Origin of the sequence: Streptomyces lichenis (assembly GCF_023218175.1) — a bacterium.
GTDB classification, from domain to species: domain Bacteria; phylum Actinomycetota; class Actinomycetes; order Streptomycetales; family Streptomycetaceae; genus Streptomyces; species Streptomyces lichenis.
This window is the reverse complement of the sequence record NZ_JALPTH010000022.1, coordinates 78,259-91,906: the sequence shown is the minus strand read 5'-3', so window position 1 is coordinate 91,906 and position 13,648 is coordinate 78,259. Positions and strand designations below refer to the sequence as shown.

The following is a 13,648-nucleotide window of genomic DNA, read 5'->3' as shown; positions in this document are numbered from 1 at the left end:
GACCCTGCCCGGTGTCCCGCCCGTTCCGCACGTGCCGGCGGACCCCGGCCCGCCCCCGCTGCCCGCCCTCCAGCAGCCCCGGTGGCCCGACACCCCCGCGCTGCCCGCCGCGCTCGCCACCCTCGCCCGGAGCCTCCCGCTGGTGCTCCCGTCCGAATGCGCCCTTCTCAAGCACCGGCTGGCCGCGGTCGCCCGGGGCGAGGCCTTCCTGGTCCAGGGCGGCGACTGCGCCGAGTCCCTGGACGCGCTGCACCCGGACGCGGTGCACCGGACCGTCGCCCTGCTGGGCCGGCTGGGCAGCGTACTGGGCCGGGCCATGGAGCTGCCGGTGGTCACCGTCGGACGGCTGGCCGGGCAGTACGCCAAGCCCCGCTCCTCGCCCACCGAGCTCCGAGACGGCACCGAACTGCCCGTCTACCGGGGCGACGCGGTCAACGGCCACGCCTTCACCGCCGCCGACCGGGCCCCCGACCCGGACCGCCTGGTCCGCGTCTACCAGGCCTCCGCCGCCACCCTCAACCTGGTCCGGGCCCTTGCCGGGAGTGCCCGCGAGGAACCCCGGGAGGACCTGCCCGAGGAGCTGTTCACCTCCCACGAGGGGCTGCTGCTCGACTACGAGCGGGCCCTCACCCGTACCGACCCGGCCTTTGCCAAGCCGTACGCCGCCTCCGGCCATCTGCTCTGGATCGGCGAGCGCACCCGGCAGCTGGACGGCGCGCACCTCGCCTACTTCGCCTCCATCGCCAACCCGATCGCGGTCAAGATCGGGCCGACCACCGGCACCGACGAACTGATCCGGCTGGTCGAACGGCTGGACCCGGACCGCGAGCCGGGCCGGCTCACCCTGATCGCCCGGATGGGCGCCGGCCGGGTCCGCTCCGTACTGCCCGACCTGGTCAGCAAGGTGCGGGCCGAGGGCATGACCGTCGGCTGGGTCTCCGACCCGATGCACGGCAACACCGTCGGCGCGCCCTGCGGACGCAAGACCCGCCGCTTCGACGACATCCTGGACGAGCTGTCCGGCTTCTTCGAGGTGACCAGGGAGCTGGGCGCGCACCCCGGCGGCGTCCATCTGGAGCTGACCGGCGAGGACGTGGCCGAGTGCGTGGGCGGCGGCGGCCGGGGCGTCCTCCCCGAGGACCTGCCGGGCGGCTACCGGTCCGTCTGCGACCCCCGCCTCAACCCGGAGCAGTCGCTCCACCTCGCCGACCGGCTCGCCGCGCTCATCGCCCGGCCCACCGCGCCATGAGCCTCCTCGCCACCGGGCCCGACCTCGGTACCGGGACGGCCGATCTCTGGCTGCTGCCGGAGCACGCCATCCCCGCGTTCACCGCCGGGCTCGGTGGCGAGCGGCTGCTGACCCCGGCCGAACGCGCCCGCCGGGCGCGGCTGTTCAGCCCGGCCGCCCGGCAGCGGTTCCTGGCCCGGCGGCTGCTGTGCCGCCAGGCGCTCAGCGCCCGCACCGGCCGCCCGCCGGACGCCTGGCGCTTCACCACCGGCCGGCACGGCCGGCCCGAACCCGCTCCGGACGGGTACGGAGACGGGGACGGCGTACGGTTCAGCCTCGCCTCCACCCGGGGCCTGGTGGTCTGCGCCGTCACCACCGGGCGGGCCTGCGGGGTGGACGTGGAGTCGTACGGGCTCTCCGCCGACTCGGCCCACCACCTCGCCAGGTTCTTCGCCCCCGCCGAGCGCCGGGAACTCGCCGCGCTGGACCCGGCCGCCCGGGCCGCCCGGACCGGTGAGCTCTGGGTGCTCAAGGAGGCCTATCTCAAGGCCCAGGGGGCCGGGCTGCACCGGAGCCTCGCCGAGTTCTCCTTCACCCCGCGCGGGCCGTCCGGCCAGGGGCGGATCACCGTCCGCGACCCCCTGCGCCCCGGCCCCTGGTCCTTCGACCTCCTCGACCTCCTCCACCCCGGTGCCCGGCACCTGGTCGCCCTCAGCGTCGAGGGCGACCACCCCGCCGAGGTGCGCCAGACCTGGCCGGCCGGCGCCGACACGCCGACCGCCCCACGACGACGGGAAGCCCCATGAACCGTGAACCGAACCGTGAAGCGAACCGCGAACTCGACCTGACCGTCGCGCTCTTCCCCGGGCAGGGCGCCTACCGCCCCGGGGCGCTGAAGGGCCTCTGGGAGGACGGCGACCGCACGGTGCGCGCCACCTTCGAGGAGGTGGACGCGGTCGCCAAGGAGCTGACCGGGCGCGAGGTGTCCGCGACCGTGTTCCAGCCCTCGCCGCCCAGCCCCGCCGCGCTGCTGGAGTCCGCCCCGGACACCCTCCAGCTGGCCGTCTTCACCACCGCCGTCGCCGCCCACCGGCTGCTCGCCGAGCGCGGCGCCGTGCCCTCGGTCCACCTCGGCCACTCGCTCGGCGAACTCGCGGCCCTGACCTGCGCGGGTGCCTGGGACCTGGCGGACGCGGCGGCGATCCTCTGCGAGCGGATCTCGGTGCTGCGCGAGCAGGACCGCAGTGGCGGCGCGATGCTCGCCCTGGGCTGCGACCGCGCCCGCGCCGAGCGGATCGTCGCGCTGATCGACGACCCCGATCTCGTACTCGCCGTGGACAACGGCCCCCAGACGGTCGTCTCCGGCCGGGCCGAACCGCTCACCACGGCGGCGGACATCGCCGACCGGCTCGGCATCAACCACACCCGGCTGCGCTCCCCGCACCCCTTCCACCACCCCCTCCTGGAGGGCGCGCGCACCAGCCTGGCCGAGCGCCTCGCCGCCTACCGCCCCCGCCCCCTCCAGGTGCCGGTCTACTCCCCGATCCTGGGCCGCTTCTACCGCGACGGCGACGACCTGGCCCGGCTGCTCGCCCTGCACCTGGTCACCCCGGTCGCGTTCGGCCCGGCCGTCTCGGCGCTGTACGCGGCCGGGGCGCGGGTCTTCGTGGAGACCGGGGCCGGGCGGGTGCTCTGCGCCCTGGTGGAGCAGCTCCACCCCGGCGCCCACGTGGTCAGCCCCTTGGCCGGCCGGGACGAGGAGGCCGGCCTCACCCGGGCGGCCGGCGCCCTGCGGTCTCCGCTCAACCAGACCCCCGTGGCCGCCGTACCAGTGGCCCCTGAGATCCCCGAGCCCGTCGCCGCCCCGCCCCGGACAGCGGACCGGGCCGAACTCAGCGGCCAGGTCAGGGCCCTGTACGCGGAGGCGATGGAGTACCCGGAGGAGGTGTTCACCGACGACGTGCAGCTGGAGGCGGACCTCGGGGTGGACTCGGTCAAGCAGACCGAGCTGCTCAGCAGGCTGGGGGACCGCTTCGGGCTGGGCCTGCCGCCCGCCGGACTGCGGGTCGCCGACTACGACACCTTCGGCAAGGTGGTCGACTTCGTGGCCGCCGGGGTCACCGGCGGCGCGGGCGCCGGAAGCGCGGCCGGGCGATGACGGGTCCGAGCCCCGGCGCGGAGTTCGCCGGACGCATCGCGCTGGTCACCGGCGGCGCGGGCAGCGTCGGCCGGGTCGTGGTCGAACGGCTCGCGGAACGCGGCGCGACCGTGCTGCTGAACTGCTTCCACTCCTACGGCGCCGCCAAGGAGCAGGTCCGCGCGCTCACCGGCCGGGGGCTGGACGTCCGGCTGATCCGCGCCTCGGTGGCCCGGCCCGAGCAGGTCGAGCGGATGTTCGGGGAGATCGGCGAGGAGCACGGGCGGCTCGACATCCTGGTGAACAACGCGGCCGCCGGGTCGTTCGTCCCCTTCGACGAGATCACCGAGGAGCTGCTGGACCGCACCTACGCCACCAACGTCAAGGGCCCGCTGTGGTGCGCCCGCCACGCCCGGCCGCTGCTCGCGGCGGCCGGCGGGACCGGTGCCGCGATCGTCAACGTCTCCTCCCTCGGCGCCGCCACGGCCCCCGCCAACTACCTGCCGGTCGGCGTCTCCAAGGCGGCCCTGGAGGCGCTGACCCGCTATCTGGCGGCGGAACTGGCCGGGGACCGCATCCGGGTCAACGCGGCCTCCTGCGGGCTGATCGACAACCCGGTGGGCCAGCTCTTCCCGTCGTTCGAGGACGTCCGCGCCAACACCGTCGCGGCCACCCCGCTCGCCCGGCTCGGCCGCCCGGAGGACCTGGCGGAGGTCGTGCTCTTCCTCAGCTCCGAGCGCTCCGGCTGGGTCACCGGCCAGACCCTCCTCGCCGACGGCGGCCTCACCCTGCTCCGTTCCGCGATGTCCCCGACCGCGAACGAGGAACCGGCCGCGTACGCGGAGCCCGCCGCATACGAGGAGCCGACCGTCCTCGCCGAGCCGGCCGCCCTCGCCCAGCCGGTGGCGCACGCTGAGCCGACTGTGCCCGAGGCCCACGTCGACCCGGCCGCCCTCGCCGGTAGGGCCGCGCCCCGCGATACAGCCTCACCCCGCGAACCGGCCCCGCCCGCACCGGCCGCAGTCGGGTCCCCGGCCGCCCACGGGAAGCCGACCGCTCACACCGATTCGGCCGTGCTCGGTAGAGCCGTGTCCCGCGAGCCGATCGCGCCCGCGTCGGCCGCGTACGCCGAGCCGGTGGCGCGCACCGAGCCGGTTGTGCCCGGGGCCCCCATCAACCCGACCACCCACGCCGGTACGGCCGCCAGCGAGCCGGCCGCCCACGAGAAGCCGACCACCCTCGCCGGTACGGCCTCACCCCGCGACCCGGCCGCGCCCGCACCGGTCGCAGCCGGGTCCCCGGCCGCCCGCGTCGAGCGCGCCGCGCCCGCCGAGCCGGCCGCGCTCGCCGAGCCGGGCGCCCATGGGTCAGCTGCCCATGAGCCGGGCGCCCATGGGTCAGCTGCCCATGAGCCGGGCGCCCATGGGTCAGCCGCCCATGAGCCGGGCGCCCATGGATCGGTCGCCCATGAGCCGGGCGCCCACGAGAGCGCCGCCCTCGCGTTCCCGGGCGCCCACGGCGGACCCACCGACCCCCACGACCCCGCCGCCCTCGCGTTCCCGGCCGCCCACGGCGAACCCACCGACCCCCACGACCCCGTCGCCGTCGTCGGTATGGGGATGGCCGTCCCCGGGGCCTCGTCCCCGGAGGAGTTCTGGCGGCTGCTGTGCGAGGGCGCCGAGCTCTTCGTGGACGCGCCCGCCGACCGGTGGGACATCGCCCGCTTCCATGACGAGGACCGCCGGGCGCCCGACAAGACGTACCAGCGGCGCTCCGGCTTCATCACGAGCTTCCGGCCGCACGACAAGCTGCGGGCGGAGGGGCTGGCCGACGCCGGTCTCGACCACACCGCGCTCTGGCTGCGGCACAGCCTGCACCAGGCGCTCGACGGGGTGCGCCGGGCGGACGGCGACCGCTTCTCCTTCTGCGTCGGCTACACCCCCGACGGCAGCCAGCACCTGGAGGAGTCCTACGTCCTGGGCCACGCCCTGGACACCCTCGCCGAGGACGGCGACGAGGCCGTCCGCGGCCCGGTCGGGGACGCCCTGCGGGGGCGGTTCGGCCGGGGCGGCGCACCCGGCGAGGCCCGCCACCCGCACCGCGTCGGCCGGGACGCCATGGACGGCATCCTGCCCGGCGACACCCGGCTGCACATGGTGGACACCGCCTGCTCATCCTCGCTGTACGCGATGGACCTCGGGGTGCGCGACCTGCTCTCCGGCCGCAGCGACATCGCGGTGTGCGGCGGCTCCTTCGCCCTGGCGCCCAGCGGTTCGATCCTGTTCGCCAAGCTGAACGGGCTCTCCGCCGGCGGCGCCGTACACGCCCTGGACGCGGGCGCCGACGGCGCGCTGTTCTCCGACGGGGCCGGGCTCGTGGTGCTCAAGCGGCTCTCCCGGGCCCGCGCCGACGGAGACCGGGTCCTCGGCCTCATCTCGGCGATCGGGCTCTCCGCCGACGGCCGGGGCAAGGCCATCTACGCCCCCGCCCCGGCCGGCCAGGAACTCGCCGTGGAACGGGCCTTCGAGCGCGGCGGCCTCGGCCCGGACGACATCGACTGGATCGTCGCCCACGCCACCGGCACCCCCGCGGGCGACGAGGCCGAGTTCACCAGCCTCGCCCGGCGCTACGCCGGCACCCGCGTCCAGCAGGTCACCTCCAACAAGTCGCTGGTGGGGCACTGCGGTTGGGCGGCCGGGGTGGTCTCGGTGATCCACACCCTGCTGGCGCTGCGGCACGGCACCATCCCCGCCCAGTACCGCTTCTCCCGGCTGCCGGACGCCCTCGCCGGACAGGCGAGCGGGCTGACCGTGCCCCGTGAGCCGGTGCCCTGGCCCGCCGAGCCCGGCCGCCCGCGCCGCGCGGCCGTCTCCGGCTTCGGGTTCGGCGGCACCAACGCCCATGTGATCATCTCCGAGGACCACCGGGCCGCCCGCACCGGCCGCCCACCGGCCCTGCCCGCCCCGCTCGGCGAGGACCTGGTCCTGGTCGGCTGGTCCGCCCACCTGCCGGGCGCCCCCGCGCCCGAGGAGGTCGCGGCCTGGGCGGCGGGCAGCCGCGACGAGGAGTTCGAGCCCTCGTTCGGCGCCACCTACCCCGTACCGCCGTTCCAGGAACTGCGGATGCCACCGCCCACCGCCCGCGCCACCGACCGCACCCAATTGGCCCTGGTCCGCTGTATGCAGGGCCTCCCGGAGCCGGTACGGGAGCTGTGCCTGAGCCACAACCGGACCACCGGCGTGGTCGTCGGGCACACCGGGGCCACCCGCAACGCGCTGCTCTACAAGTCCCGTGCCTACCTTGACGAGATCGGCCGGGTGGTGGCGGACGCGGGCGACCGGCCCGGCACCGAGAAGTTCCTGCGGCGGCTGGAGGAGCGCGCCACCGGGCTGATCGCCGCGCCCACCGAGGACTCGTTCCCCGGAGAGATGCCCAATGTCATCGCGGCGCGGCTCTCCAACTACTTCGACCTGCGCGGCCTCAACATCACGGTCGACGCGGGAGAGGCGTCCCTGCTGGAGGCGTTCGACGTGGCCGGCTCCTATCTGGACTTCCGGGAGATCGACGTGGCGCTGGTCGCGGGCGTCAACGGGACCGCCCTGCCCGGCTGGAACGACGAACCGGGCCGCCGCGCCGCCGAGGCGGCGTTCCTCTTCGCGCTGACCCGCAGATCGCTCGCCGAGCGCACCGGCCTGCCCGTACTGGCCGTCGTGGAAAGGAGCGTGGCGGCGTGAGCCCCTCGCACCAGGGAACCACCCTGCTGGGCGCCGAGGGCGCCCGGGAGCTGATCGCCTTCCTCACCGGGCCCGGCCAGGACTCGGCGGCGGTGATCGAGCGCGCCTTCGAGACGGGCGGCCCCACCCGGCTGCTCCGGCTCAGCCGCCCGATCACCGAGGCGCCCCCGGCCACCGAAGAGGCCCCAGCCGCTGGGAAGGCCGAGCCCCGGCTGCTGGACCGGCATGTGCTGCGGCTCGCCCCCGCGCCCCGCCCGGCCTCCGCCTCCGCCCCGCCGCCGCTCTTCCCGCCGTCCAGCGCGCTGCTGGCGGACGGGCGGGCGGCGCTGGGCGGGTACGAGCTGCCCGCCGACTGCACGCTGCTGCTGCCCGAGCCGTCCGAGGGGGACGCCCTGGAGGAGGCCGTCCGGCGGGCCGCCCCGCGCCATGTGCGGGTGGTGGTCGACCTCTCCCGGGAGGGCGACCCGTCACGAGGCCCCTCCGAGCGGCTGCTGCGGCTGCACGACGCCCTCTTCCGTACCGCCAAGCAGTGCGCCCGACTACCGCAGCTCCCCGCCTCGTTCACCGTGGTCGTGCTCGGCGGCATCGACGCCGAGCGGGTCCCGCATCCCAGCACCGGACTGTTCACCGGCTTCACCAAGAGCCTGGCGCTGGAGTGGCCGTCCTGCTCGGTGGTGGCCGTGGTCCACCAGGCCACCGCGCTGGCCGAGGCCGAGGCCGACGCGGCGGCGGAGTCCCAGGCCGCCCAGCTGCTGCCGGTGGTCGCCTTCGCGGACGGCGAGCGGCTGCTGCTCCAGGCCGTGCAGGAGCCCGGCACCACCCAGGCCGTTCCACCGGTGCCCCGTACCGTCGTCGCGGCGGGCGGCGCTCGGGGCATCGGCGCGGCGCTGCTGACCGCGCTGGCCCGCCGCGACCGTCCCCGTATCCATGTCATCGGCTCCACCCCGCCCGGCCCGGACTCCACCGAACCGGCCCCGACTCGCGCCGAGTTCATCCGGCTGCGGAGCGCCGGCCCGGAGCGCCTCACCGTGCGGGAGGCCAACGCGGCCTACGACCGGCTGGCCGCCGCCGCGGAGGTACGGGACACCCTGCGCACCCTTCAGGCGCTCTGCGGCGCGGACCGGGTGGCGTACCACCTCTGCGACCTGCGCGATCCGGAGGCGGTACGGGAGACCGTCGGCCGGATCGAGGCGGCGGAGCCGGACGGGGTGGACCTGCTGCTCAACATCGCGGGCACCAACCGGGCCGCCTCGGTGGCCAAGAAGAGCCTGGCGGACTTCCGGACCGTCCGCGACCTGAAGGTGCGCGCCTACGCCAACCTCAAGGCGGCGTTCGGCGACCGGGTGCCCCGCCGCTGGTGCAACTTCGGCTCCTTCGTCGGCTTCACCGGGCAGAACGGCGAGACCGACTACGGCGCGGCCAACGACTTCCTCAACACCGCCGCCGCCCACAGCGCCGCCCGGGGCGCCCGCGAGTCCACCATCGGCTGGACCCTGTGGCGGGACATCGGCCTCGGCGCCACCCCGATCATGCGGAGGTTCCTGGCCAAGAGCGCCCAGTTCACCGCCATGCCCACCCCGGAGGGCGTCGAGCACTTCCTGCACGAACTGGACCAGTCCGAACCGCCGCCGCTGACCGTCCTGTTCGGGGACGCCGAGCGGGCCACCATGGAGCTGGCCGCCCCCGGCTACCTGGACTTCTGCCGCGCCCCGGCCCCACCGTCCCCGCCCCGCCCCGCGTCGCCGCCGGACTTCTTCGTGGACGACATCGTGGACCGCGGCCCCGACCGGCTCACCGTGGTCCGCACCTTCTCCCTGGAGCGGGACGCCTATCTGCGCGAGCACGTCGTCAACGGCTTCCCCACCCTGCCCGGCACCTTCGTGCCCGAACTCGCCGCCCAGGCCGCCATGCACCTGGTGCCCGGACGGGTCCCGGCGGTGCTGGAGGACGTCCGGCTCGACGCCTTCCTGCGGGTCTACAAGCCCGGCCGGGGCGAGACCAAGCGGATCACCGCCCGACTGGTGGAGCACGGGCCGCGCGAGTCCGTGGTGGACGTCGAGGTGACCGGCGAGGTGCGGGCGCCCGGCGGCCGGCTGCTGGTCGCCGACCGCCGCCACTTCTCGGCCCGGGTGCGGCTGCGCGACGAACCGGTGGCCGCGCCGCGCTGGGAGCACTGGGACGACCAGGGCGCCGAACCGCTGGCCGACCCGTACCACCTGCCCAACCCCGCCGTACTGCTCAGCGGGGTCTTCGTCTCCACCACCGCCACCCGCACCCATCCGCACGGCCGGCGGGCCCGCTACCTGCCCGACCGGCCCGGCATCGAGCGCTGGTTCTCCGGCCTGGTGGTGCCGTCCGTGCTGCTGGACGGCCTGGCCCGGGTCTCCGTGCTGGACCGCAGCGACGGCGAGTGGACCCCGCTCGCCGTACCGCGCACCATCCGCCGTATCGACCTGTACGGGGGACACACCGACGCCTCACTGGCCGCTGCGGGCACCGGGGTCGAGCTGTACTCGCTGCCCGCCTCGCTCGACCTGGAGAGCGCCGAGGAGAACCGGGCGCTCGCCGTCACCGCCGCCGGGGACGTCGTGCTGCAGATCAAGGACATGACCGGGGTCGTGCTCGGCCATGTCCACCAGACCACCGGCGAGTACCGCGCACGCCGCCCCGCCGAGGAGGCCCGCCCGTGACCGACGCACCACCGGACGACAGCACCGCCACCCCCGTGCGACCGGACGACACCACCACGACCGCCACCACCGCGCGACCGGAGGCGGGCGTCTGCCCGGTGACCGGCGCCCGGGCGAGGGCGGTGCGGGGGCCCCGGTCCTTCCCGCTGTCCAACCCGGTCATCTCCACCGTGGCCTACGCCGCCGACCCGCCCGGCTACTCCCTGCGCGCCCAGCGCGACCACGGCACCGTGGTCCGGCTGCCGATCCTGCCGCACAACCCGACCGTGCAGCTCTCCGCGCCGGACGGCATCCGCCGGGTGCTCCAGGTCAACGCCGACAACTACGCGCGCGGCGCCTACTACGAGGCGTTCGAGCTGTTCATGGGGCGCGGGCTGCTCACCCTGGAGGACCGCGACTGGCGCGCCCACCGCAAGGCGGTCAACCCGGCCTTCACCCCGCAGGCCATCGCCGACCGGGCCGGGCAGAGCGACGAGGCGATCGCCGCACTGCTCGACCGGTGGGCCGCGCACGCCCGCACCGGGGAGCCGTTCGACCTCTTCCCGGAGGCCATGAAGCTGACCTGCCGGGTGCTGGGGATGGCCCTGGTCGGCAAGGACCTGTCCCAGGACGGCGGCGAGTTCGCCGAGGCGGTCTCGGTCGCCCTGGAGGCGATCTTCAAGAACGTCGGCTCCGTGGACAAGGCCATCCCGTCTTTCGTCCCGACCCCCTACCGCCGCCGGGTGGCCAGGGCCCGCCGCACCCTGGAGCGGGTGGTCGCGCAGGCCGCCCGGGACGTCGACAACGGGGCCGGCGGCGAGGTCGCCACCCTGATCCGCGCGGCGGACCTGCCGGACGACGCGCTCTGGTCGGACCTGGTGACCCTCTTCCTGGCCGGGGTCGAGACCACGGCGCTCGCGCTGACCTGGACCCTGTACGAGATCGCCCGCCACGGGGAGGTGCGGGACACGCTGGCGGAGGAGACCGACCGGGTGCTGGGCGGGCGCCCGCCGACCGCCGGGGACCTGGACCGGCTGACGTACACCGCGATGGTGGTGGACGAGAGCCTGCGGGCGCACCCGCCGGTGTGGCAGTTCACCCGTGAGGCCATCGAGGACGATGTGCTGTCCGGCCATCACGTCCCGGCCGGCACCCCGCTGCTGGTCTCGGTGTACGGGGCGCACCACAACCCCGAGCAGTGGGACGAGCCCGAGCGGTTCGACCCGGAGCGCTTCCGTCCGGGCGGCTCGCCCGCCCGCGACCGCTCGGCCTATCTGCCGTTCGGTGGCGGACGGCGCCAGTGCATCGGCAAGCGGATGGGGCTCGCCCTGCTCCAGCAGACGGTCGCGGCCGTCGCCGGCCGGTTCCGCATCTCGCCCGCCCAAGGTGCCGTTCGCGGCGGCGCGTTCATCACGCTCTTCCCCAAGGGCGGCATCCGGGTGACCATCCAGGAGCGCGCCCGATGACCGCCACCACCCCGGTGGCAGAGCCCGCCTGGCCCGCGCTGCGGCCGCATCTGTCCTCCTTCGACCCGGAGGCCTTCGTCCGCCCGGTGGACCGGTTCGTCTGGGAGCCCGTCCCGGTCCCGCACCCCACCCCCGCCGTGGCCCGTCCGCTGGCCGGGCGGCGCCTGCTGCTGGTCGGCGAGTCGGCCGCGCTGGTGGCCGCCGTGGCCGGGGAGCTCCGGGCGCGCGGCGCACGGGTCATGCGCTGCGACCCCGAGACCCCGCTGGACGCCGAGGGCTGGGACGGCGTGGTCGACCTCAACGTCACCGGGCTGGCGTACGAACTGGGCGACACCACCTGGCAGTCGGCGCTCACCCGCACCACCGGGGTGATCCATGCCGCGTACGGCCGCTGGAGCACCGAAGCCCGCTTCGGCCGCCATGTCTATCTCGCCGTCACCCACCTCGGCGGCCTGGCCGGGCACGGGGCGGGGCCGGTGCCGCAGCCGCTGGGCGGGATCTGGGCCGGGCTCGCCAAGTGCCTGCCCCGGGAACTGCCCGCCGCGGGCGTGGTCGTGGTGGACCTGGACCGGGCCGACGCCGCCGCCGTCGCGGACGCCGTCGAGCGGGAGTACGTACGGCCCGCGCACTTCGAGGTCGGCTACCGCGACGGCGTACGCCATGTGCTGGCGGGCCGCCCGGCACCCGCCGTCCCACCGGGGCCGCGGCCACCGGGTCCCGGCGACACGGTGCTGATCACCGGCGGCGCGCGGGGCGTCGGATTCGCGGCGGCCCGCTCCTTCGCCGAGCGCTTCGGCTGCCGGGTGGTGGTCACCGGCCGCGGCGAGCGGCCCGAGCCGGGCGAGGCCACCGGCCTGGACGACGAGGCGTTCGCCGCCTGGCGGCGCGGCCGGCTGGCCCGGGCCCGTACCCCCGCCGAACTGACCGCACTGCGCCGGGAGATCCGCCGCGCGGACGAGGCCCGCACCGTCCTCGGCAATCTGGAGCGGGCCGCCGCCGACGGGCTGCGCATCGAGTATCTGCGCTGCGACTGCACCGACGCCGAGCAGGTCGAGAGCGTCTTCGCGGCGCTCGGCGACGGCCCGCAGTACGTGGTGCACAACGCCGGGATCGACGAGCCGGCCCGCTTCGACCGCAAGTCACCGGAGTCCGTGGTGGGCACGGTCGACGTCAAGGTGACCGGCTTCGCCCAGCTGGTCCGAGCCGTCCTCGCCCGCCCCGAACGGCGGGCCGCCCTGCGGCTGCTGAGCAATGTCGGCTCACTGGCCGGCCGGATGGGCGGGATGGTCGGCCAGATCGACTACGCGGCGGGCAACGAGGCGCTGGCCCGGCTGGGGTTCTGGGCCCGCGACAACCTCGGGCTGCCGGTGCAGACCCTCTGCTGGCCGACCTGGGAACGCCTCGGCGTCATCGCCAACTACGCCGCCGCCGTCCGGTACGTCTCCACCCTGGACCCCGCCGAGGGCGCCCGCCGCTGGGCCGAGGAACTGGCCTCCGGGCACACCGGCGAGGCGGTCTTCCTCGGCCGGATCGGGGCCGTGCTGGCCCCGGGCCAGCTGCGCGGCTTCGGGATGCTGACCGGCCACCCGGACCTGCCCCGGCTGCACGCGCTCGACCACCATCTCGGGGAGGTCGAGGAGTACGCGCTGTTCCGGTCGCTGCGCACCCGCTGGACGCTGGAGGCCGGACGGCACCCCTGCCTGGCCGAGCTGCGGGTCGAGGGCGCCGAGGCCGTACCGGTCGGAGTCGTCCTGGAGCACCTGGTGGCGGCGGGGGACTGGGTGGTGCCGGAGGGCTGGCCCCTGCTGCATCTGCGGGAGGTGCGTGGTTTCACCGTCCACCTGGCCGGGCTGCGCCTCACCGGCGGGCGGCTGGAACTGCACCGGTGGGCCGAGGGGGTCCGGCGGGACGGCGAGTGGCAGGTGGACGTCAGCGTGGACGATCCGTCCGGTGCGCGGGTTGCGGGCGCCACCCTGGTGTACGGCCCGGAACCGGCCGTACTGCCGGCCCCGGGGCCCACCACCGACCGGGTGCCCGCGGCGGAGGAGGCGCCCTCCGACGCCGGGCGGCTGGAGTGGGCCGGGGTGGTGTTCCCGGCCGAACGGCCGGAGCCCGGCGCTCCGGGGGAGTACGCGCTGCGGCCGGTGACCCCGGCCGACCTGTGGACCACGCCCTTCCCGCCCGGTCACACCGTCTCACCCGCGGCCGTCGAGACCATGGTGCGCGAGACGGACCGCCGCTCGCCCCGCCCGGCCGCCGGCACGCTCACCGTAGGGCGGCTGGTGCTGAGCCCGGGGGCGCAGCGGGTGGACCGGCTGCGGGCGGGTGCGGCACCCGGCGAGTGGTGGGGCGTCCGCGCCGGGCGGGAGGTGCTCTGTGCGGAGGGCGTCACCCTGACCGACTGAGGACCGCCC

At 76.0% G+C, this 13,648-nt stretch carries 7 protein-coding genes; all 7 read left to right on the top strand.

All coding sequences use genetic code 11. The features are described from left to right. The first annotated feature begins 58 nt into the window (after positions 1 to 58). From M1O15_RS21720 to M1O15_RS21690, 7 genes are read left to right on the top strand one after another with little or no spacing between them, the layout of a single operon-like run. Complete coding sequence (locus M1O15_RS21720) at positions 59 to 1,249, top strand: 3-deoxy-7-phosphoheptulonate synthase class II (protein WP_372499535.1); 1,191 nt, start codon at positions 59 to 61, stop codon at positions 1,247 to 1,249. Next, positions 1,246 to 2,034: a 4'-phosphopantetheinyl transferase family protein gene (locus tag M1O15_RS21715; RefSeq protein WP_248635781.1), complete on the top strand. Its 789-nt coding sequence runs from the start codon at positions 1,246 to 1,248 to the stop codon at positions 2,032 to 2,034. Before M1O15_RS21720 ends, M1O15_RS21715 begins: the two co-directional genes overlap by 4 nt. Continuing rightward, positions 2,031 to 3,386, top strand: a complete 1,356-nt coding sequence (locus M1O15_RS21710) for an acyltransferase domain-containing protein (RefSeq protein ID WP_248635780.1) — start codon at positions 2,031 to 2,033, stop codon at positions 3,384 to 3,386. Before M1O15_RS21715 ends, M1O15_RS21710 begins: the two co-directional genes overlap by 4 nt. Then, on the top strand, positions 3,383 to 7,099 hold the full coding sequence (locus M1O15_RS21705) for an SDR family oxidoreductase (RefSeq protein WP_248635779.1): 3,717 nt from the start codon (positions 3,383 to 3,385) through the stop codon (positions 7,097 to 7,099). The genes M1O15_RS21710 and M1O15_RS21705 overlap by 4 nt, the downstream gene beginning before the upstream one ends. Next, positions 7,096 to 9,789: a KR domain-containing protein gene (locus M1O15_RS21700; RefSeq protein WP_248635778.1), complete on the top strand. Its 2,694-nt coding sequence runs from the start codon at positions 7,096 to 7,098 to the stop codon at positions 9,787 to 9,789. Before M1O15_RS21705 ends, M1O15_RS21700 begins: the two co-directional genes overlap by 4 nt. Continuing rightward, positions 9,786 to 11,234 (top strand): cytochrome P450, encoded by a 1,449-nt coding sequence (locus tag M1O15_RS21695; protein WP_248635777.1) that lies wholly within the window; start codon positions 9,786 to 9,788, stop codon positions 11,232 to 11,234. The genes M1O15_RS21700 and M1O15_RS21695 overlap by 4 nt, the downstream gene beginning before the upstream one ends. Further along, a complete protein-coding gene (locus tag M1O15_RS21690) occupies positions 11,231 to 13,639 on the top strand; it encodes an SDR family NAD(P)-dependent oxidoreductase (RefSeq protein ID WP_248635776.1) in 2,409 nt (802 codons plus the stop codon). The genes M1O15_RS21695 and M1O15_RS21690 overlap by 4 nt, the downstream gene beginning before the upstream one ends. Positions 13,640 to 13,648: the final 9 nt, after the last annotated feature.

Coding starts and splice junctions, on each gene's coding strand:
- M1O15_RS21705 (WP_248635779.1), top strand. CDS start 3,383: ATGACGGGTCCGAGCCCCGGCGCGGAGTTCGCCGGACGCATCGCGCTG.
- M1O15_RS21715 (WP_248635781.1), top strand. CDS start 1,246: ATGAGCCTCCTCGCCACCGGGCCCGACCTCGGTACCGGGACGGCCGAT.
- M1O15_RS21690 (WP_248635776.1), top strand. CDS start 11,231: ATGACCGCCACCACCCCGGTGGCAGAGCCCGCCTGGCCCGCGCTGCGG.
- M1O15_RS21710 (WP_248635780.1), top strand. CDS start 2,031: ATGAACCGTGAACCGAACCGTGAAGCGAACCGCGAACTCGACCTGACC.